This is a genomic window from Glycomyces harbinensis (genome assembly GCF_900101745.1).
GTDB lineage: Bacteria > Actinomycetota > Actinomycetes > Mycobacteriales > Micromonosporaceae > Glycomyces > Glycomyces harbinensis.
Genome location: NZ_FNAD01000009.1, coordinates 127,387 through 147,726, shown reverse-complemented (window position 1 = coordinate 147,726; position 20,340 = coordinate 127,387). Strand labels below are relative to the sequence as shown.

At 70.4% G+C, this 20,340-nt stretch carries 15 protein-coding genes and 1 tRNA gene; 9 read left to right on the top strand and 7 right to left on the bottom strand.

Annotated elements, in window-relative coordinates:
• Positions 1–11: 11 nt before the first annotated feature.
• Both BLQ63_RS16155 and BLQ63_RS16150 read left to right on the top strand, forming a co-directional pair.
• Complete coding sequence (locus BLQ63_RS16155) at positions 12–998, top strand: ArsA-related P-loop ATPase (RefSeq protein WP_091037323.1); 987 nt, start codon at positions 12–14, stop codon at positions 996–998.
• Positions 988–2,109 (top strand): ArsA family ATPase, encoded by a 1,122-nt coding sequence (locus BLQ63_RS16150; RefSeq protein ID WP_091037321.1) that lies wholly within the window; start codon positions 988–990, stop codon positions 2,107–2,109. The genes BLQ63_RS16155 and BLQ63_RS16150 overlap by 11 nt, the downstream gene beginning before the upstream one ends.
• A gap of 388 nt (positions 2,110–2,497) precedes the next feature.
• On the opposite strand, the gene BLQ63_RS16145 is transcribed toward BLQ63_RS16150, so the two are convergent.
• Entirely contained in the window at positions 2,498–2,824 is a 327-nt protein-coding gene (locus BLQ63_RS16145; protein WP_091037617.1) for a WhiB family transcriptional regulator, read from the bottom strand.
• 343 nt (positions 2,825–3,167) lie between these two features.
• Here BLQ63_RS16145 and BLQ63_RS16140 point away from each other — a divergent pair, with 343 nt between their 5' ends.
• Both BLQ63_RS16140 and BLQ63_RS16135 read left to right on the top strand, forming a co-directional pair.
• Entirely contained in the window at positions 3,168–5,597 is a 2,430-nt protein-coding gene (locus tag BLQ63_RS16140; protein WP_143014942.1) for a penicillin-binding protein, read from the top strand.
• Positions 5,598–5,818: 221 nt separating this feature from the next.
• Positions 5,819–7,042 carry an acyltransferase family protein gene (locus BLQ63_RS16135; RefSeq protein WP_091037316.1) on the top strand — a complete coding sequence of 408 codons (1,224 nt, stop codon included), beginning with the start codon at positions 5,819–5,821 and terminating at the stop codon, positions 7,040–7,042.
• Between the two features lie 219 nt (positions 7,043–7,261).
• Here the strand turns inward: BLQ63_RS16135 and BLQ63_RS16130 are convergent, their stop codons facing one another.
• From BLQ63_RS16130 to BLQ63_RS16120, 3 genes are all read right to left on the bottom strand, one after another.
• Positions 7,262–7,918, bottom strand: a complete 657-nt coding sequence (locus BLQ63_RS16130; protein WP_091037614.1) for an ATP-binding cassette domain-containing protein — start codon at positions 7,916–7,918, stop codon at positions 7,262–7,264.
• A 271-nt stretch (positions 7,919–8,189) separates the two neighbouring features.
• Positions 8,190–9,125, bottom strand: coding sequence for an endonuclease/exonuclease/phosphatase family protein (locus BLQ63_RS16125; protein WP_245680984.1), 936 nt, complete (start codon positions 9,123–9,125; stop codon positions 8,190–8,192).
• 176 nt (positions 9,126–9,301) lie between these two features.
• Positions 9,302–9,392 (bottom strand) — tRNA-Ser (locus BLQ63_RS16120).
• Between the two features lie 108 nt (positions 9,393–9,500).
• On the opposite strand from BLQ63_RS16120, the gene deoD reads away from it, so the two are divergent.
• On the top strand, positions 9,501–10,208 hold the full coding sequence (deoD, locus tag BLQ63_RS16115) for a purine-nucleoside phosphorylase (protein ID WP_091037306.1): 708 nt from the start codon (positions 9,501–9,503) through the stop codon (positions 10,206–10,208).
• A gap of 43 nt (positions 10,209–10,251) precedes the next feature.
• Here deoD and BLQ63_RS16110 read toward each other — a convergent pair whose 3' ends face one another.
• A complete protein-coding gene (locus BLQ63_RS16110; protein WP_177154968.1) occupies positions 10,252–12,348 on the bottom strand; it encodes an acyltransferase family protein in 2,097 nt (698 codons plus the stop codon).
• 333 nt (positions 12,349–12,681) lie between these two features.
• Here BLQ63_RS16110 and BLQ63_RS16105 point away from each other — a divergent pair, with 333 nt between their 5' ends.
• From BLQ63_RS16105 to BLQ63_RS16095, 3 genes are all read left to right on the top strand, one after another.
• Positions 12,682–14,205: an acyl-CoA carboxylase subunit beta gene (locus tag BLQ63_RS16105; protein ID WP_091037295.1), complete on the top strand. Its 1,524-nt coding sequence runs from the start codon at positions 12,682–12,684 to the stop codon at positions 14,203–14,205.
• 45 nt (positions 14,206–14,250) lie between these two features.
• Positions 14,251–15,378 (top strand): acyl-CoA dehydrogenase family protein, encoded by a 1,128-nt coding sequence (locus BLQ63_RS16100; protein WP_091037289.1) that lies wholly within the window; start codon positions 14,251–14,253, stop codon positions 15,376–15,378.
• A gap of 216 nt (positions 15,379–15,594) precedes the next feature.
• Positions 15,595–16,089 (top strand): Rieske (2Fe-2S) protein, encoded by a 495-nt coding sequence (locus BLQ63_RS16095; protein WP_091037286.1) that lies wholly within the window; start codon positions 15,595–15,597, stop codon positions 16,087–16,089.
• Positions 16,090–16,148: 59 nt separating this feature from the next.
• Here the strand turns inward: BLQ63_RS16095 and nhaA are convergent, their stop codons facing one another.
• Together nhaA and BLQ63_RS16085 are read right to left on the bottom strand one after the other, a co-directional pair.
• On the bottom strand, positions 16,149–18,041 hold the full coding sequence (gene nhaA, locus BLQ63_RS16090) for a Na+/H+ antiporter NhaA (protein ID WP_091037285.1): 1,893 nt from the start codon (positions 18,039–18,041) through the stop codon (positions 16,149–16,151).
• Positions 18,042–18,169: 128 nt separating this feature from the next.
• A complete protein-coding gene (locus BLQ63_RS16085; RefSeq protein WP_091037279.1) occupies positions 18,170–18,586 on the bottom strand; it encodes a Fur family transcriptional regulator in 417 nt (138 codons plus the stop codon).
• Positions 18,587–18,767: 181 nt separating this feature from the next.
• Here BLQ63_RS16085 and BLQ63_RS16080 point away from each other — a divergent pair, with 181 nt between their 5' ends.
• Positions 18,768–20,240, top strand: a complete 1,473-nt coding sequence (locus BLQ63_RS16080; RefSeq protein WP_091037276.1) for a catalase — start codon at positions 18,768–18,770, stop codon at positions 20,238–20,240.
• The last annotated feature ends 100 nt before the right edge of the window (positions 20,241–20,340 follow it).

The window sequence follows — 20,340 nt, the reverse complement described above, 5'->3', positions numbered from 1 at the left end:
CACTCCGATGAATGAGTGCCACCGCCCCCAACGTGTCGCGCCTGCACGTCGTCACCGGGAAGGGCGGCACGGGGAAGACGTCGGTCGCCGCCGCGCTGGCCCTGGCGCTGGCGGGTTCGGGCAGGCGGGTCCTGCTGGTCGAGGTCGAGGGTCGGCAGGGGATCGCGCCGCTGTTCGGCGCGGCGTCGCTGGGTTACCAGGAGCGGCATCTGGCCGCGGGCCTCGACGGCGGCGAGGTCTTCGGGCAGTCGGTGGACGCCGACGAGGCGCTGCTGGACTACCTGGCGATGTTCTACCGGCTGGGTTCGGCCGGGAAGGTGCTGCAGAAGACCGGGGCGATCGATTTCGCGACGACGATCGCGCCGGGGCTGCGGGACATCCTGCTGACCGGGAAGCTCAAGGAGGCGGTGGCGCGCACCGAGTCGGGGCGGATGGCCTACGACGCGGTGGTGCTGGACGCGCCGCCCACGGGGCGGGTGGTGAAGTTCCTGAACGTGACCGTGGAGAGCGGGCGACTGGCGAAGACGGGCCCGATCGGGAAGCACTCGCGTTCGGTGGCGCGGATGCTGCACTCGTCGCTGACGGCCGTGCACATCGTGACGACGCCGGCGGCGATGCCGGTGCAGGAGACCGCCGATGCGTACAAGGAGCTCATGGCGGCCGACCTGCCGGTGGGGCACCTGGTGCTGAACAAGGTCGCGGGGGCGAAGACGGTGGAGGTCACGGCCGAGGAGGTCGGGGCCGGGCTCGCGCGCGCGGGTCTGAGCGCCGATGCGGCGCTCGTGGGCGGGCTGATGGACGAGTACGCGTCGGCGCGGGCCGAGATCGAGGCGGTGGACGCCTACCGGGACCGGTTGGAGCGGTTGGGTCGCCCGGTCGCGGAATTGCCGCTGCTGCCCGAGGGCGTGGACTTGTCGGGGCTGTACCAGCTCGCGCGGGTGCTGCGCCCGGGGGTCGCCGGTGCGCGGCGGTCGGCGGGGGGTTCGGATGCGGCCTGATCTTGATGTCGACGCGCTGCTGGGCGACGGCGGCAAGCATGTGATCGCGTGCTGCGGTTCGGGCGGGGTCGGCAAGACCACGACGGCCGCGGCGCTGGCGCTGCGGGCGGCGGAGGTGCACGGGCGGAGCGCGGTGGTGCTGACGATCGACCCGGCCCGGCGTCTGGCGCAGTCGCTGGGCATGGAGGCGCTGGACAACACGCCGCGCCCGGTCGCGGGGGTGCGCGGCGGTTCGCTCGACGCGATGATGCTCGACATGAAGCGGACGTTCGACGAGGTCGTGGCGTCGCATACGACGAAGGAGCGGGCGGCGGAGATCTTCGCGAACCCGTTCTATCAGGCGGTGTCCTCGACGTTCTCGGGCACGCAGGAGTACATGGCGATGGAGAAGCTCGGGCAGTTGCGGGCGACGGGCCGGTGGGACCTGATCGTGCTGGACACCCCGCCGTCGCGGTCGGCCCTGGATTTCCTGGACGCGCCGGCGCGGTTGGCGCGGCTGCTGGACGGGCGGGTGATCCGGCTGCTGTCGGCGTCGACCCCGGGGGCGCGGCGGTCGATGCTCTCGCTCATGGGCGCGAGCGCGGCGGTGTTCACGCGGGTGTTCAACAAGGTGTTGGGCGGGCATCTGCTGACGGATGTCGCGGAGTTCACGGCGAGCCTGGAGGACACCTTCGGGGGTTTCCGCAAGCGTGCGGAGGCGACGTTCCGGGCCCTGCAGGACGATCAGACGTCGTTCCTGGTGATCGCGGCCCCTGAGCCCGCGGCGGTGGGCGAGGCGGTGTACTTCACCCGGCGGCTCACGGAGGAGCGGATGCCGCTGGACGGGTTGATCCTCAACCGGCTCACGCCGGTGGCGGCCGACCTGTCGGCCGAGCGCGCGCTGGGTGCGGCGGCGGCCCTCGAGGAGGCGGACGCGGACGACCCGGTCGCGGCGGTGCTGCGGACGCATGCGGATTTCGCGCGTCGGCGCGCCGCCGAGGAGCGGGTGGCGGCGCGGTACGAGGCGGCCTGCCCGGCGGTGCCGCAGCGGTGGCTGCCGTCGTTGGGTGTGGAGGTGGTCGATCTGGACGACCTGCGTGCTTTCGGTGCGGTGGCCGCCGGCGAGGTGTAGGTGCGGGCGGACTGCAACCAGCAGTCCGCCCGCGATGGTCACCTCGCGAGGTGTGCCTGTGGGAGCCGCGTGCGGGTGCACCCGCACGCGGTCTTCGGGGGCGGCTCCCGGGATTCCCTCTTCCTATGCCGCCGGTCCCACAGGGCCGGTTGATCGATCTCGCACTACCACCACCACCGGCGATATCGACCTCTTTTTTCTATCTACTGTCACATGAACCGCAAACAGCGACAAGGACGAGTTCTTCACCTGTGGATAACTATGCGAGGAATTGTTATTTTGCCTGTTGGCATGCGGCAAAGTTATCCACAGGGAACGACGACGCGCCCGGACGGCTGGGCCGTCTCGGGCGCGGTTGTCTTGCTCCGCCGATGCGGCGGATCGCCGGTCAGAAGTTGATGTTCACCGGTATCCGGCGCCGGCTGCCCTTGCGGGCACTGCGCTGCTCCTCCTCCAGTGCGACCTCGAAGACCGCTCTCCAGGACCGGACGTCCGCGTGCCTGCGCAGCAACGCCCTCCGTTCCCGCTCGGTCATGCCGCCCCAGACGCCGAACTCGATGCGATTATCGAGCGCGTCGGCGAGGCATTCAAGCCGAACCGGACAGCCGCGGCACACTTTCTTCGCGTTGTTCTGCTCTGCTCCTTGTACGAACAGGGCGTCAGGATCACCTTCCTGACATAGCGCCTTGGTCGTCCAGTCGATCAGCAGTCCCATCCGCATGACCTCCCCGTGAGATCTTTCCCTTCATACCCCCCGACGACTACAGTCGAGTGACCTCTCGGTCACGCAATGTCGTCGTCAGAACGGACCCTACACCTCTTGTAAGGGTTTGACTACTCTCCGAGACGAAAATCGGACTCCGCGGGACGGCTTCACCCCTAAGGTTCACTACGCGATGACGACTCGCGATAATAACGATTCCGATACGAGGGCAGCTCGATGCCGAGCCCGCGGCGTATCAATGTCGAGCGCCGGCGGCGACTGAACTCGCGTGCCGTTTTTGATACAGGGACGTAGCAACTTCCGCGCTTCCCGACGTTCGTTCTAATCTGAGGCGGTGCAGACCTTGAAACGCGACCGGAGCCCTCTAGGGGACGGCATAGCCTTGCTGATCTGCGGCGTCCTCGCCGGAGTCCTCGCGGCCGCGGCCGCCTTCCCGCTGGTGGGCCTCGCCGGGATGGTGACCTCGAACAGTGTCGACTCGTTCGAGTCGCTGCCCACCGAGCTCACCCAGCCCACGCTTCCGCAGACGTCCTATGTGTACGCCTCGGATGGAGAGACGCTCATCACCTCCTTCTACGAGGAGAACCGCCGCGAGGTCACCCTCGACGAGGTGTCCCCCCTCATGATCGACGCGCTCCTGGCCGCCGAGGATTCAAAGTTCTACGAGCACAACGGGGTCGACTGGGCCGGGATCATCCGCGCCGCCGTGGCGAACCAGGGCGGCGACTCCCAGGGAGCGTCGACCCTCACCATGCAGTTCGTACGCAATACCCTGATCTACTCCGCTTCAACCATCGACGACGTGATCGCCGCGTCCGAGGACACGTACGAGCGCAAACTCCGAGAAGCGCGCTACTCCATGTCCATCGAGGAGTCGATGTCCAAAGAGGAGATCCTCGAGGGATACCTCAACGTGATCTACCTCGGCAACCAGGCCTACGGCGTCCACGCCGGGTCCTACACGTACTTCAACAAGCCCCCCAGCGAACTCACCATGGCCGAGGCCGCCACCCTCGCCTCCCTGCCGAAGTTCCCCTCCTACGCCGACGGCCTCCTCGACGGCGAAGGCGACGACTCCCAGATCGTCGAGCGCCGCAACTGGGTCCTCGACCGCATGGTCGGCCTCGGCAACATCAGCCAGACCGAAGCCGACGAGGCCAAGGAGCAGCCCCTCGGGCTGAACCCGCGCCCCGTCCGCAGCGAATGCGTCGACGTCGCCACCGCCAACTGGGGCTTCTTCTGCGACTACTTCAAGGAGTGGTGGGCCGGCCAGGAGGCCTTCGGCGCCGACGAGCGCGAACGCATCAGCCTCCTCAAGCGCGGCGGCTTCAAGATCGTCACCAGCCTCGACGCCGACCTCCAGGACAAGGCCACCGAGAAGCTCGCCGACCGCGTCGACGTCGACAACCCCGCCACCCTCGGATCGGTGACCATCACCCCGGGGACCGGACACGTCAGAGCCATGGCCGTCAACCGCGTCTACTCCCTCGACCAGACCGACAACGGGCCCCGAACCGACGGCAAGGACGAGCCCTCCAACTACCCCAACACCACCGTGCCCCTGCTCAGCGGCAACGACCAGCTCGCCGGATACCCGGCCGGCTCGACGTTCAAGATGTTCACCATGCTCGCCGCCCTCGACGAGGGCTGGCCGCTGGAGACCCGCATCCCCTCGCCGGGCCGGTACACCTCCCACTACCTCACCGCCGCCGACGACCCGTCCGCCTGCGGATCCGAACGCGACGGCCTCAAACCCTGGTGCCCCTCCAACGACAGCAACTGGTCCTCCAGCCCGCTGAACATGTGGGGCATGTTCGGACGCTCCTCCAACACCGCGTTCGTGCAGCTCCAGGAGTTCGTCGGCACCTCGAAGGCCTACGAGGCCGCCGTCGCCGCCGGCATCGACTTCCACCCCGACAGCGAAGTGTCCAAGCGCGACGAGGCCGGCAACCTCGACGACTACGGCACCTTCACCCTCGGGTTCGACGCCACCACCCCGCTGGAGATGGCCGAGGCCTACGCCACGGTCGCCGCCAAGGGCAAGCACTGCGAGCCGCTCCCGGTCCTCCAGGTCATCAACGCCGAAGGCGAGGAGTGGGCCGACGTCACCGAGCCCGTCTGCGACCAGGCCTTCCCCAAGGAGGTCGCGAACGCGGCCGTCAGCGCCGGGCGCTGCGTCGTCGGCCAGCAGGCCGAGGGCACCCAGTGCACGGGCAACGGCACCGCCGCCGCCTACACCGGCAACTTCGACCGCCCGATGTTCGGCAAGACCGGCACCGCCGACTCCGACCGCTCCTACTGGTTCATCGGCTCGACCCCGAACGCCACCACCGCCACGTTCGTCGGGGACACCGACGCGACCTACCGGTCCGGCGTCGCCACGGCCGACCTCAAGGACGCGGTGAAGTCCACGGGCGTCGCGATCCTCAAAGCGGCCGTGAAGGACCTCGAGGAGAAGGGCTGGGGCGAGCCGTCGAGCGACATGGTCAACGGCAAGAACCTCGTCTCCATCCCCTCCATCGACTGCATGGACGCCGACGACGCCCGCTCGCGGGTCGCCAACGCCGGCTTCGACGCCGCGATCTCCCCCGGCCAGTTCGACTCCGACTGCAAAGAGGGCGAGGCGTTCTCGACCTCGGTGACCGGCTCCGCCCCCAGCGGCAGCCCCGTCTACATCCTCATCTCCAACGGCTCCGACTACAAGGACGACGACGAGACGCCAGGAGACGACGAGAGCTCCAGCGGGCCGCCCGGCCAGGACTGACGAAACGGCGCGACGGGCAGCGGCGCCGCACCGCTCGAAGCGGGGCCTCTGCCCGAAGCCGAAGCCGACGGAACGCCTCGCGCGAACGGGCACGAACGGGCACGACCAGGCGATTTCAGCGGCAGACGCACCCCACCTGCATGAGGGCCACTCGCGTCATTGACGAGGCCAAACGTTAGAGTCGTACCACCTTGCCCCCTAAGGAAAATTGGCGCACCCACATGAACCTCCGAACACGGGAAGGCTGGGCGGACGTCGCAAAGGGCGTCTGCATTATCCTCGTCGTCTTCTGGCACGTCATCACCAAGCACGTCCACTTCATCGACTGGGGATCGGCCGAAGGGATCGCCTCCCTGTGGGCGACGTTCAGCGCGCAGCTGCTGCCGCTGCGGATGCCGCTGTTCTTCCTCGTCTCCGGACTGTTCGCCGCCAGCGCCGTGTTCGCCGCCGACCGGGCCAAGGCGGGGCGCCGCGTCGGGCTGCTCCTCAGCCTGTACGTCCTCTGGCTCACCATCCAGACCTTCGCCCTGGCACTGGCGGCCCCCGACTTCGACACGGCCCGCGCCCACAACGTCGTCGAATACCTCGCCGAGCTGACCATCAGCCCCACCAACCTCTGGTACCTGCTCGCGCTCGGCCTGTACCTGGTGATCGCCCGGACCACCAGGAAGGTGCCGACGCCGATCGTGCTGTCCCTGGCCTTCATCGTGTCCGGGGTCATGGGCATGGGGGTCCTGCCCGACCTGGGGAACCTCTGGCAGGTCATCCAGAACCTGTTCTTCTTCCTCCTCGGCGTGCGCATGCGCGACCTGGTGAAGCGGATCGCGGCCTCGGTGAACGTGTGGACGGCCCTGGCCGCCGGCGCGGTCTTCGCGGCGGGTATCGGGGGCATGGCGCTCCTCAACGCCCGCGAGTGGTTCGGCGTCTGGACGCTGCTGTGCCTCGCGGCCGTGTACTTCGGCATGTCCTGGTGCGTCCTGCTCGACCGGTGGCTGCCGCGGATGACGAAGCCGCTGGGCTGGATCGGGCAGCGCACGCTGCCGATCTACGTCATCCACATGCTCCCTCTCGCGGTCATCGACAGGGTCGTGCGCGGCACCGGCGCCGCGGAGGCGCTCGCGAACCCCGCGGTGGCGCTCGTCTACCCGCTGCTGCTGACCGCCGCGGTGATCGCGATCTGCCTGCTGGCGCACAACCTGCTCAACCGCATCGGCCGGGGGTTCCTGTTCAACCCGCTCGTCGTCCTCCCCCGCAAGGAGCCCGCCGCGGCGGGGACGCCGGCCCCCGTGAACGACGCGACGCTGATCCTCCCCAGGCAGCCCCGGGCGCCGGGCCAGTACGGCCCCGGCGGCGGCGGGCCCGTGGACAGCGACGCGACGATGCTCCTGCCCCGGCAGCGCCGGACACCGAACCAGTACGACCCCGACGAGCGCGGCCGGGTGTGACCGGAGCGGTTGCGCGGCATGGTGATCGCCGACGCCGATCAGCAGCCTGACCGCGTCCGGCGGGCCTCGGCCCGCTGAGGCGCGGGCAACGGTCGGGGACCGTCTTCAAGCCGTGCAGGTGATCTGGAGGCGGCCCGGGATCGCCCCGGGACTGCCCGGGGTCGTGCCGAGACCTTCCGGGGTCACTCCAGGGCGTTCCGGGGCCGTCCGGTGCGGCGATCAGTGCTCGGCGAGGTGGTTGCCTTCGCGCAGTTGGCCGTCGCGGATCGTCACCGCGCGCTCGGCTCTCTCGGCCACGTCGTGGTCGTGGGTGATCATCAGGATCGTCAGACCCTGCGCGTGGAGCTCGTCGAGCGTCGCCATGATCGAGTCGGCCGTCTTCGAGTCCAGGTTGCCGGTGGGCTCGTCGCACAGCAGCAGGCTCGGGTCGGCCGCGAGCGCCCGGGCGATCGCCACGCGCTGGCGCTCGCCGCCCGAGAGCGTCGTCGGGAGCGCGTCCAGGCGGTGGCCGAGGCCGACCAGTTCGAGCTTCTCGCGCGCGATCTGGCGCCGCCTGCGGCGCCCGATCCCCTGGTACACCAGCGACATCGCGACGTTCTCCGTCGCGGTGCGGTGCGCCATGAGGTGGAAGGCCTGGAAGATGAACCCGATCTTGTCGGCCCGCAGCTGCGTGCGCGTGGCCTCCTTCATCTTCGACGTGTCGTGCCCGTCGAGCCAGTAGGTGCCCTCGGTCGGGGCGTCCAGGAGGCCCAGCAGGTTCAGCAGCGTCGACTTGCCCGAGCCCGACGGGCCCACGATCGCGACGTACTCGCCGTCCTCGACGCGCAGCACCACCGGCTTGAGGGCCTCGACCGGCGGCGGGCCGGGGTAGGTCATGCCCACCCCGTCGAGCTCGATCAGGGCGTGCTTGACGTCCTCGACATCGCCGACGCGCGCGAACACCGCGGTCGCGTCGATGGCGCTGTCGTCGAGGATGCCGCCTGCCGCGGGCCGGTCGGTCACGGTCGGCAGGATGATGGTGGCGTCGTCTTCGGTCACGTCTCCAAGACGCCCGAGGCGCCGCCCGGGGTTGCACGGCAGGGCGGACGGTACGGCGCGATGTGCGCGCGGCGCCTGCACGGTACGGCCGAGCGGTCCGCGGCGGGGGTCAGAAGGAGAAGTCGGCGAGCACCGGGCGGTGGTCGGAGGCGGTCGCGTCGAGCACGTCCGAGCCCGTGGCCTCCAGGCCCCGGAACAGGACCTGGTCGATCCGGGCCATCGGGGACTCGGCGGGCCAGGTGAAGCCGAAGCCCTTCCCGGCCGCGGCCTGGGCCGACTCCAGCTGGTAGGTGATGGGCGCGAGGGCCCGGTCCTGGACGGTCCCGTTGAGGTCTCCGGCCAGGATGACCTTGTCGAGCGGCTCGTCGGCGATGGCCTCGGCGAGGAGTTCGGCGGTCTCGTTGCGCTGCGCGGAGGTGAAGCCCTCGGCGTTCACGCGCACCGACAGGAGGTGGGCGACGTAGAACGCGACCTGCTCGCCTTCGATCTCGACCGCGGCGCGGAACGCCCGGGCCCAGCCGAGGTCGAGGTCCACCTCGTTCGAGTCGACGACCGGGTAGGACGACCACAGGGCCACGGTGCCGTAGGCGACCGAGTACTCGTACTGCCCGTCCAGGAGGTCGCCCCAGGCGAGGCGCTGGTCCTCGGTGAGCTCGACGAGGACGATGATGTCGGGTTCGGCGGCCAGGAGCGCGGCCGCGGTGCCCTCGGTGTCGGTGTTCTCGGCGTTGACGTTGTGGGCGACGACGCGGAAGTCGCCCTCGCCGACGTGCTTGTCGGCGAAGGCGCCGGCGTACATCTGGAACCACACCAGGCCCGGCAGCAGGGCGCAGACGATCGCGAGGGGCCTGCGGCGGATCGCGGCCAGGAGCACCAGGACCGGGACGGCCAGGCCGAACCAGGGCAGGAACGTCTCGGCGAGGCTGCCGAGGTTGAACCAGCGGTTGGGGATGAACCGGTGCAGGAGCAGGATCGTCGCCAGCAGGAGCGACAGGACGATGACGGCCGCGCTGTAGACCTTCGCGCCCGTGGAGGATCGACTCACCGCTGCCCGTCCTTCTCATACCGTCGGCGCTGTCGCGCCCGCTCGCACTGTCGTCGTGTCGCCGGCGGCGTTCGGGACGTGCCGGCGTTCCGGATCCGCGGTCCCGACAGATTAGCCGCAGGCCGCCAGGAACGGCGAACGCCGGGCCCGATATCGGACCCGGCGTTGGCCTTGACTGGCGGTGGCGGTGGGATTTGAACCCACGGTTGAGGGTTACCCAACACTCGCTTTCGAGGCGAGCTCCTTCGGCCGCTCGGACACGCCACCGCCGAGAAGATTACCGGACCCCGGTTGCGGAACCGCAGCCGGGATCCGGCGATCCACCTCACAGACGGTCCCCGCAAATTCATGGGATGTTTATGAGAAGCTGGCGTCATGACTGCACACATCTCCGCTGCGCCGGGCGACATCGCCGAGAGCGTCCTCCTCCCGGGGGACCCCCTGCGTGCGAAGTGGATCGCCGAGAACTTCCTGCAGGACGCCACGTGCTACACCGAGGTCCGGAACATGTTCGGCTTCACCGGCACCTACAAGGGCAAGCGCGTGTCAGTCCAGGGCACCGGGATGGGGCAGCCGTCGGCGTCGATCTACACGCACGAGCTCCTCGACGTGTACGGCGTCAAGACGGTGCTGCGGGTCGGGTCGGCCGGGGCGATCCACGACCGGATCGAGCTGCGCGACGTGGTCGCGGGCATCGGCGCCTCCACGAACTCCTCGATGAACCGCATCCGCTTCAACGGCGTGGTCGACTACGCGCCGGTCGCGGACTTCGACCTGCTGCGCGCCTCGGTGGACGCCGCGGCCGCGCGCGGGATCAACCTGCACGTGGGCCAGCTGTACTCCTCGGACACGTTCTACACCGACGCGCCCGAGGTCGAGGCGAAGCTCGCCGACTACGGCATCCTCGCGATCGAGATGGAGGCCGCGGCGATCTACACGATCGCGGCGAAGTTCAAGGCCCGCGCGCTGGCGCTGTGCACGATCTCCGACCACATCCTCAAGGGCACCGAGCTGCCCGCGGCCGACCGCCAGGAGTCCTTCTCCGAGATGGTCGAGATCGCCCTGGACGCGGTCGCCGCTTAAGGCGCGGAACGGACGGCCCGGCTCATCGAGCCGGGCCGTCCCGCTACCCGGCCCCGGTGCGGGCGGCGAGGGCGGCGGCGAGCTCGGCCTCGAGGTAGGGGCCGAGCGTCGCGGCGTACGTGTTCGTGAGGTGGGCGTCGTCGCGGTAGACCAGGACGTTGCCGACCACCGGCTCGCAGGAGCGGGGCCCGCAGATGTAGTCGGTGAGGTCGACCTTGCGCACGCCCTCGGGGACCTCCAGGGACGCGAAGGCGCCCTCCTCGTAGTAGGAGGACCGGTCCACGGCGCATTCGGCGGCGCCCGCGCCGTTGAGGTCCACGCACAGGGGGATGTCGAAGCGCGGGCTCGGGGTGTCGCGGATCGCGACGACGGCGGCGCCGGTGGCGAGCAGCTGCTCGTAGCGGTCGGTGTAGTCGGGGAAGGTCTCGTAGGCCTCGTAGCCGACGCGCGAGCCGTACGTGAAGACCAGTTCGGGGCCGATGCGGTCGATCTCGGCGACGACGGCGTCGTTCCACGCCGCGCAGGAGCGGTAGCGCTCCTCGCCGAGGTCCTCCTGGCCGGTCTCGATGATGCAGGCGTTCTTGGTGTAGGCGATGACGTGCCAGTCCTGGGCTTCGGCGGCTTCGAGCACGGCCGGGAGCCACTGCCAGATCTTGGAGCCGCCGTACATGACGACGGTGGCGGCGGCCTCGGACTCCTCTGCGCCGAAGTCGCACCGGACGGGCTCGTAGCCCTCCATGGTCTGGTTGCACCGGCCCGACAGGGCCGGGTCGTAGTCCTCGGCGGCGTCGAGCGTGGAGGGCGTGAAGTCCGCTTCGGGGACGTCGAGGCCTTCGGCGAGGGCGGCCGCGCCCGGGTACCGCGAGGCGTCGGACGCGGCTTCGGCGAGGCGGTCGCGCTCGAAGGAGACGTACCAGGTCAGGGCCGCGTAGGAGGCGAGCACGAGGGCCAGGCAGGCCGCGCCGAGCGCGAAGGCGCCGCGCTTGGTGCGCTGGCCCAGTCCCGTCGCGGGCAGGCGCTGCTCCAGGGCCCAGCGGGTGGCCCAGGCGAGGAGGGTCGCGGCGGCGAGGACGCCGAGGCCGCCCATGAGCGTGGCGGTGTCGCGGCCGGTGGCGGTGAGGTAGCAGATGAGGACCGGCCAGTGCCACAGGTAGAGCGTGTAGGAGAGGTCGCCGAGCCATTGGACCGGGCGCGCGTTGAGCAGGTGCCCGGCGCCGGTGCCGGGACTCAGCGAGGCGGCGATGACGACGGCGCAGGCGCCGCCGACGGGCCAGAGCGCGGCGAGCCCGGGGAACTGGGTGCTCTCGAGGAAGAAGCCGGCCCCGAGGAGGACGGCGACCCCGGCCCAGCCGAGCGCGGCCGCGAGGACGCGGCGCTGCGGCGCGTCCGGGCCCGCGAACGCGGTCTGCAGGCGCGGCAGGGCCACCGCGAGCAGGCCGCCGGCGGCGAACTGCCACAGGCGGGCGCGCAGGTCGAAGTAGGCGAAGGCCTGGTTTTCCGCGGTCTCCCACAGCGCGAAGGCGAACGAGGCGGCGAAGACCGCGGCCAGCGCGACCGCGAGGACGCGGCGGCAGCCCCGCCCCGCGCGGTGGGCGAGCCACGCCGAGGCGCCGATGAGGATCGGCCACAGCACGTAGAACTGGGCCTGGATGCCCATGGACCAGTAGTGCTGGACGATGCTGGCGCCGTTGTTGGAGGAGAGGTAGTCGACGGAGTTGAGCGCGAGGTGCCAGTTGCCGTAGTAGAGGGCGGTGGCGAGGATGTCGCCGAGCTGCTGGTTCCAGGTGGCGCGCGGCAGCCAGATGACGGTCATGAGCACGGTGGCCGCGGCGACGACGAGCGCGGGCGGGAAGATGCGGCGGACGATGCGGGCGGCGAAGGCGAGGGGCGCGACCGAGCCGGCGCGTTCGGGGGTGGCGGTCTTCTCGACGGTGCGCAGGAGGCTCGCGGTGATGAAGAAGCCGGAGAGCAGGAGGAAGACGTCGACGCCGCCGGAGACGCGGTCGAACCAGATGTGGTAGACGGCGATGACGGCGATGGCGAGGCCGCGGAGGCCGTCGATCTCGCGCAGGCGCGGCGCCCGCGCGGCGGGCGCGGCGGCGGGGGCCGCGGTGTCGGCCGGGGTGGCGGTGGCGCTCATGGGTCTCCGGGTGGCGGTGGGTGTGCCCGCGGTTGGCGGTGAGGAGGCGACTTCGAGCCTAATGCGGCCGGGTTGCGGGAAGGCGGGGGCCGGGTGCGATCGGGACGGTCCGGGCACGGGCCAGGGGCGGCGCGGGAAGGTGAACGGAGGGTCCGGGGCAAATCGGGCGTTCGCGGGCGCCCCCGAATCAACGATGGCGCGGGGGTGCGACATGGTTTCGGGCGCGGCCGGGCGGGGTCGTGCGAAGCGTTGACACGGGGGGTTCCCACATGCCAGGATTGCATTGCCTTAACGATCGTTAAGGGACTTGGGTCGTCGAGGAGGAGCGGTTCCGTGGACTTCAGCGGGCACTACCCGGCCGAGCGCGCGCGGATCGAGCGCGGCGGGGCCGAGAAGTACCACCAGGCCGCCGCCGCGGCGGGCAAGTACCACGCCCGCGAGCGCATCAGGCGCCTGTGCGACCCCGACTCCTTCCGCGAGGACGCCCTCTGGGCCAACCCCGACCCGACCCTGCCGGCCGACGGCGTCGTGGTCGGCACCGCCACCGTCCAGGGCCGCCCGATCCGCCTGGTCGCCAACGACTCCACCGTCAAGGCCGGGTCCTGGGGCGCGCGCACGGTCGAGAAGATCATCCGCACCATCGAGGCGGCCCAGCTCGAGCAGCACCCGATCGTCTACCTCGTCGACTCCGCCGGCGCCCGCATCACCGACCAGGTGCAGCTGTTCCCCGGCCGCCGCGGGGCCGGCCGGATCTTCCACGAGCAGGTCCGCGCCTCCGGGCGCATCCCCCAGGCGTGCGCGCTCTTCGGCCCCTCCGCCGCCGGCGGCGCCTACATCCCCGCGTTCTGCGACATCGTCGCCATGGTCGACGGCAACGCCTCCATGTACCTCGGCAGCCCCCGCATGGTCGAGATGGTCACCGGCGAGAAGACGACCCTGGAGGAGATGGGCGGCGCGCGCGTCCACTGCGAGCAGTCCGGCGTCGGCCACTTCCTGTGCCGCAACGAGGACGAGGCCATCGCCGACGTCCGCCGCTGGCTCTCCTACCTGCCGTCGAACTGGACCCAGCCCGCGCCGGTGCGCGCGGCCCGCCCGCCGCTGCCGGTCGACCTCGCCGCGGTGGTCCCGCCCAGCGAGTCGGCCCCGTTCGACATGCACGCGTTCCTCGACGGCCTGGTCGACCGCGACTCGGTCCTGGAGGTCCAGGCCCGGTGGGCCGGGGAGCTCATCACCGCGTTCGCCCGCCTCGACGGGCGCCCGGTCGGCCTGGTCGCCAACAACTCGGCGGTGCGCGGCGGCGTCCTGTTCTCCGACTCCGCGGACAAGGCCGCCCGCTTCGTGAACACCTGCGACGCGTTCAACGTGCCGCTGCTGTTCCTCGCCGACGTCCCCGGCTTCATGGTCGGCTCGGCCGTCGAGCACGGCGGCATCATCCGCCACGGCGCCAAGATGATCGCCGCCGTCGCCGAGGCCACCGTCCCGAAGCTGTGCGTCGTGGTCCGCAAGGCCTACGGCGCGGGCCTGTACGCGATGGCGGGGCCCGCGTTCGGGTCCGACGCCGTGCTCGCGCTGCCGACCGCCCGGATCGCCGTCATGGGCGCCGAGGCGGCCGTCAACGCCGTGTACGCCAACAAGATCGCCGCGATCGAAGATCCGGCGGAGCGCGAACGCTTCGTCGCCGACCGCCGCGCCGAATACGAAGCCGACGTCGACCTGCGAAGGCTCGCAGGGGAACTCGTCGTCGACGACGTCCTCGCCCCCGAGGAACTCCGCGATGACCTCATCGCCCGTTACCGCCGGCTGACCCACAAGGACCGCCGGTTCTCCGACCGCAGACACCCGATCACACCGGTGTAGCCGCCTCGGCGACGCCTGCGATCCGTACCACACCTGGGAGCAGCCATGAGACTCGACATCGAGCAGACCGAGTTCGCCGCAGCAGTGCGCGAGTTCGCCGAGGAGCAGATCAAGCCGGTCATCGGCGGCTTCTACGAGCGGGGCGAGTTCCCGATCGACCTCGTCCGCGAACTGGGCAAGCTGGGCGTCCTCGGGGTCACCCTTCCCGAGGAGTACGGCGGCAGCGGCCAGGGGCTGTTCATGCTCGGCCTCGCCCTGGAGGAGATCGCCCGCGTCGACGCCTCCGTGGCCGTCACCGTCGAGGCCTCGGTGACCCTCGGCGCCGAGGGCATCGCCCGCTACGGGACGAAGGAGCAGCGGGAGCGCTGGCTACCGCGCCTGGCCGCCGGGGAGGGCCTGGTCGCGTTCGCGCTCACCGAGCCCGGCGGCGGCACCGACGCCGGGCACACCGAGACCAAGGCGCGATTGGAGGACGGCGAGTGGGTCATCGACGGCGCCAAGTGCTTCATCACCAACGCCGGCACCGAGATGACCGACCTCATCATCGCCACCGCCCAGACCGGGCCCGGCGAGGTCTCCTGCATCGCGGTGGAGCCCGGCACGCCCGGCCTCCAGGTCGGCCCCGAGTACTCCAAAGTGGGCTGGCGGGCCTCGGACACGCGCCCGGTCTACTTCGACTCGTGCCGCGTCCCCGAGGCGAACCTCATGGGTCAGCGCGGGCGGGGCTTCGTGCAGTTCCTGGAGCTCCTGGACGGCGGCCGCGTCGCCATCGCCGCGCTCGCGACCGGTTCGGCGCAGGGGTGCCTGGACGAGTCGGTGGCCCACGCGAAGGAGCGCGAGGCGTTCGGGCGCCCGATCGCCCAGAACCAGGCGATCGCGTTCATGCTGGCCGACATGCGGCTGCGGGCCCACACCTCGCGCCTGGCGTGGCAGGACGCGGCGCTGAGGGCCGATGCGGGCGAGCCGTTCGGCGCCGATGCGGCGCTGGCGAAGCTGCACGCCTCGCAGGCGGCGGTCGAGAACGCGCGGGACGCCACGCAGATCTTCGGCGGCTACGGGTTCATGAACGAGACGCCGGTCGCGCGGGCGTGGCGCGACTGCAAGATCCTGGAGATCGGCGAGGGCACCAACGAGGTGCAGCGGATGATCATCGCCCGGTCGCTGGGGGTGTAGTGGCGCGGGTCGAGCAGTGGTGCCTGAGTGCCGATCAGGTCGCTGAGAGTTTTATGAAATCTTCAACTAAAACTCTTGAGATTCCCCGTCAGGGCGTGACAAGCTCGGCATTCCGGCGTTAACGTTGCGGCCGCAGGCGCCGCAACGACCGGATCGGGGTTCGCAGGCAACCCCGGCCGGACGCGGCGCCGCACCACGACCGCAAGGAGTTCGACAATGACCGACACCAGAGTCGGGGCCGATCTGGCCCGGGAAGCGCTCGCGAAGGGCAACGCCTCGCGGCGGGGCGTCATGTGCGGGCTCGCCGGGCTCGGGGCGGCGGGCGCGCTCGCCGCCTGCGGCACCGCCGAGTCCCCCTCCGACTCCGACGCGGAGTCGTCGGCCGGTGCGACCGACGGCGCCACCAGCGAGGGGGCCGATTCGGGCGCCGGCACCGGGATCGCGACGACCGAGGACGTCCCCGAGGGCGGCGGCCTCGTCGTCGACGAGACCGTGATCGTCCAGCCGACCGCGGACGAGTTCCTCGCCTTCTCGGCGGTCTGCCCCCACATGGGCACCATCGTCGAAGCCCCCGACGCGGACGGCAACATCGTCTGCCCCAACCACGGCTCGACCTGGACCATCGACGGTGAGCTGGAGCAGGGCCCGGCCGAGGTCAACCTGTCCGCGGTGGAGATCACCGTGGAGGACGGCCAGATCTTCCTGGCCTGAGGCCGGATGCGCGGAAGCGGCCGGAGAGCGTGGGCTCCCCGGCCGCTTCGCTGCGCGGATCAGGTCAGGGCGTCGGCCGCCGCCGGGTCCGAGTCGCGCAGGAACTGCGCGCAGCGGGCGGCCTCGTCCGCCTCGCCGATGGCCGCGGCCGAGCGCGAGAGCTGGTGGAGCGACTTGAGGAAGCCGCGGTTCGGTTTGTGCTCCCAGGGAATGGGGCCGTGCCCCTTCCAGCCGCTGCGTCGCAGCTGGTCGAGCCCGCGGTGGTAACCGGTGCGGGCGAAGGCGTAGGCGGTCACGTCGTCGCCCGACTCCAGGGCGTTCTTCGCCAGCCGGGCCCACGCCGCGCAGAACCACGGGTAGTGGCGGACGGTGTCCTCGGGTGTGTGCTCGTCGAGGTACTTCCTGGCCTCGGCATCGTCCGGCAGCGTGGTCGCCGGCGGTTGGGACATGAGATTCTGCGGAGCCAATTGCGCTGTCCTCACTCTAAGATCGAGTCGCTCGTGAAAGCAGTCAGCCAAGCCTAACCCCGCATGCGCGGCGCCCTTTGGCGCCTGCTCATCCTCCCCGGAGTCCTCATCCTCCCCCTCGTCCCCGTCGCCGCCCCGCGGCCTTCGGGGGGCCGTGAGGTGCACGGCCAGGGCGCCGAGGAGCGCGGCGAGGAGCGAGGCGCACAGGACGCCGATCTTGCCCTCGTCGGTGAGCAGGGCGGCGTCGCCGCCGCGGAAGGCCAGCTCGGTGATGAACAGCGCCACCGTGAACCCGATGCCGGCGACCATGCCGATGGCGCCCAGCAGCGGCCAGCTCGTGCCGCGCGGCATCCGCCCGATCCCGAGCCTGACGACGAGCCACGTGGCGGCGGTGATGCCGGTGACCTTGCCCAGGACCAGGCCGAGGACGATCCCGAGGGTCACCGCCGAGCCCATGGCGGCGGTGAACAGGTCGGCGCTGAGGGCGACCCCGGCGTTGGCGAGCGCGAACAGCGGCAGCACCACGAACGAGGAGAAGTAGTGCAGGCGCAGCTGGACGCGGTCGGCGGGCGGCTGGGCGTCGCGGGTGAGCTTGACGAGGCGCTCGGTCTCCTCGACGGTGAGGCCGTCCTGGGCGAGCTCCTGCGCCTCCGCATGGGCCACTTCGGGGTCGAGGAGGGGCCGGGCGGAGATGATGAGGCCCATGACGACGCCCGCGATGGTGGCGTGGACGCCCGATTCGAGCATGGCGAGCCAGAGGGCGACGCCGATGACGAGGTAGACCGGCGTCGACCACACGTGCAGCAGGCGCATGGCGACCGCGAGCGCGATGAGGGCCGCGGCGGCGCCGAGCCAGGGCATCGAGAGGTCGTCGGTGTAGAAGACGGCGATGACGGCGATCGCGCCCAGGTCGTCGACGATGGCGAGCGTGAGGAGGAAGATCCTTGCGGCCGAGGGGATGCGGGAGCCGAAGAGGGCGAGGACGCCGACGGCGAAGGCGATGTCGGTGGCCATGGGGATGCCCCAGCCGGCGGCGCCCGGGCCGCCTGCGTTGAAGGCGGTGTAGATGAGGGCGGGGACGATCATGCCGCCGAGCGCGGCGGCGATGGGGGGCAGGGCGTTGCGCAGGCGCCGCAGTTCGCCGGTGACGATCTCGCTCTTGATCTCCACGCCGACGACGAAGAAGAAGACGGCCATGAGGCCGTCGTTGATCCAGTCCTTGAGGGTGTGGTGGAGCGTGAAGTCGCCGAACTGGAAGGTGATGTCGAGGCCCCAGACGGTCTCGTACGAGGCGGCCCAGGGGGAGTTGGCCCAGAGCATCGCCAGGACCGCGCAGATGACGAGGACGACGCCGGCGGCCGGTTCGATCTTGAGGAACTCGGCGGCGGGGCGGCCGACGTAGCGGGCGAGGGAACGTCGCGAGTAGAGGAACGCCGGCTCGGAGCGCCAGATGGGTGACTTCCAGGGTTCCTTCGACTGCGTCATGCGCGTGAGCCTACCGACGGGTCCGAGGGAGTGGAAGGGCTCATCACTATTCGTGCCCGCGTGTCAGCGCATCGGCGGCGCGGCGGGCCCGGAGCGCGATCGGTGGCGTCCGCAGTGGACGGTGGGGGCTATGCGGCCCGGCATTCGGGGCACAGGCCCCGGTAGGTGACGGAGGCGCGGGTGACGGTGAAGCCGTGGCGCTCGTCGCCGGGGAGCCAGTCGACGGGGTCGGCGAGGGCGTGGACGTCCTTCATGAGGCCGCAGCCCTCGCAGATGAGGTGGTGGTGCTCGTGGTCGGCGTTGGGGTCGTAGCGCTTCGAGCGCCCGTCGAGGGCCAGTTCGAGCACTTCGCCGAGGGCGACCATCTCGTTGAGGGTGTTGTAGACGGTGGCGCGGGAGAGTTCGGGCATCTGCTCGCACGCGCGCTCGAGGATCTCTTCGGCGGTGTAGTGCACGTGGGAGCCGTCGAGGGTCTCGGCGATGACCCGCCGCTGCGGGGTGATGCGCCAGTTGTGGCGGCGAAGGCGGGTAACGAGGTCGCTCATGCAGGTCTCTCACGCGGTCGGGGAGTGAAATACCACTCTAGCAGGCTAAACACTGTGGTACCACTTACTCGGGACTGGTTCTTTGTTTAGACATAGTCTAAGCTAGGATTCTGTCGAAAGCCAAGGATTCCGCGAGCGGTCGCGCCGCGGGAGCCGGTGACACGCTAGAGAGGGCCGATTCATGAGCGAGCAGTTCGACAACACTGCTGGGCCGCTGACCACCGAGTCCGGCGCGCCGATCTCGAACAACAACCAGAGCGAGGCCGCCGGCGTGGGCGGGCCCCTGCTGGTGCAGGACCAGGTGCTGCTGGAGAAGCTGGCGCACTTCAACCGCGAGCGCATCCCCGAGCGCGTGGTCCACGCGCGCGGCGCCGGCGCCTACGGCACCTTCACCGTGACCGCCGACGTCACGAAGTACACGCGGGCGGACTTCCTGTCCCAGGTGGGCAAGGAGACCGAGACGTTCCTGCGCTTCTCCACGGTCGCGGGCAACCTCGGCGCGGCCGACGCGGTGCGCGACCCCCGCGGCTTCGCGCTCAAGTTCTACACCGAGGACGGCAACTACGACCTCGTCGGGAACAACACCCCGGTGTTCTTCATCCGCGACGCGATCAAGTTCCCCGACTTCATCCACACCCAGAAGCGCGACCCGTACTCCGGTTCGCAGGAGGCCGACAACGTGTGGGACTTCTGGGGCCTGTCCCCCGAGTCGACCCACCAGGTCACCTGGCTGTTCGGCGACCGGGGCATCCCGGCGTCCTACCGCCACATGGACGGCTTCGGCTCCCACACCTACCAGTGGGTCAACGAGGCCGGCGAGCAGTTCTGGGTCAAGTACCACTTCAAGACCGACCAGGGCATCAAGACCCTCACCTCCGAGGAGGCCGACGTCCTCGCCGGCGCCGACCCCGACTCGCACCAGCGGGACCTGCGCGAGTCCATCGAGCGCGGCGAGTTCCCCTCCTGGACCGTGCAGGTGCAGATCATGCCCGCCGCCGAGGCCGCGAGCTACCGGTTCAACCCGTTCGACCTCACGAAGGTGTGGCTGAACGCGGACTACCCGCGCATCACCATCGGCAAGCTCGAGCTCAACCGCAACCCGGAGAACATCTTCGCGGAGGTCGAGCAGTCGATCTTCTCCCCCGCGCACTTCGTGCCGGGCATCGGGCCGAGCCCCGACAAGATGCTCCAGGGCCGCCTGTTCGCCTACGGCGACGCGCACCGCTACCGCGTCGGCGCCAACGCCGACCACCTGCCGGTCAACCGCCCGCACGCCACCGAGGCGCGCAACGGCAACCGCGACGGCTACTACTACGACGGCCGCCACGGCGGGCAGAAGAACTACGAGCCGAACTCCTTCGGCGGCCCGAACGAGACCGGCCGGCCGCTGTGGGCGCCCGTCCAGGTCAACGGCCCGACCGGCGAGTGGGAGACCCCCAAGCACGCCGAGGACAACGACTTCGTCCAGGCCGGGTACCTCTACAACCTCATGACCGAGCCCGAGAAGGAGCGCCTCATCGCGAACCTGGCCGGGTTCATCGCCAAGGTCAGCCGCGAGGACATCGCCCAGCGCGCCATCGCGAACTTCGCGAGGGCCGACGAGGACTACGGCAAGAGGCTCACGGTCGCCGTCGCCGAACTGCGCGCGAAGTAGGACCACGAGGCGCGGCGCCGACCCGAAGATAGAAGCCGCCAGGGTCGGCGCCGCGCCCGCGGCCCGCATCGGTCCCCTGTCCGGGACGCCGATGCGAGCC

Coding starts and splice junctions, on each gene's coding strand:
- BLQ63_RS16155 (WP_091037323.1), top strand. CDS start 12: ATGAGTGCCACCGCCCCCAACGTGTCGCGCCTGCACGTCGTCACCGGG.
- BLQ63_RS16150 (WP_091037321.1), top strand. CDS start 988: ATGCGGCCTGATCTTGATGTCGACGCGCTGCTGGGCGACGGCGGCAAG.
- BLQ63_RS16145 (WP_091037617.1), bottom strand. CDS start 2,824: ATGGGACTGCTGATCGACTGGACGACCAAGGCGCTATGTCAGGAAGGT.
- BLQ63_RS16135 (WP_091037316.1), top strand. CDS start 5,819: ATGAACCTCCGAACACGGGAAGGCTGGGCGGACGTCGCAAAGGGCGTC.
- BLQ63_RS16130 (WP_091037614.1), bottom strand. CDS start 7,918: ATGACCTACCCCGGCCCGCCGCCGGTCGAGGCCCTCAAGCCGGTGGTG.
- deoD (WP_091037306.1), top strand. CDS start 9,501: ATGACTGCACACATCTCCGCTGCGCCGGGCGACATCGCCGAGAGCGTC.
- BLQ63_RS16110 (WP_177154968.1), bottom strand. CDS start 12,348: ATGAGCGCCACCGCCACCCCGGCCGACACCGCGGCCCCCGCCGCCGCG.
- BLQ63_RS16100 (WP_091037289.1), top strand. CDS start 14,251: ATGAGACTCGACATCGAGCAGACCGAGTTCGCCGCAGCAGTGCGCGAG.
- BLQ63_RS16095 (WP_091037286.1), top strand. CDS start 15,595: ATGACCGACACCAGAGTCGGGGCCGATCTGGCCCGGGAAGCGCTCGCG.
- nhaA (WP_091037285.1), bottom strand. CDS start 18,041: ATGACGCAGTCGAAGGAACCCTGGAAGTCACCCATCTGGCGCTCCGAG.
- BLQ63_RS16085 (WP_091037279.1), bottom strand. CDS start 18,586: ATGAGCGACCTCGTTACCCGCCTTCGCCGCCACAACTGGCGCATCACC.
- BLQ63_RS16080 (WP_091037276.1), top strand. CDS start 18,768: ATGAGCGAGCAGTTCGACAACACTGCTGGGCCGCTGACCACCGAGTCC.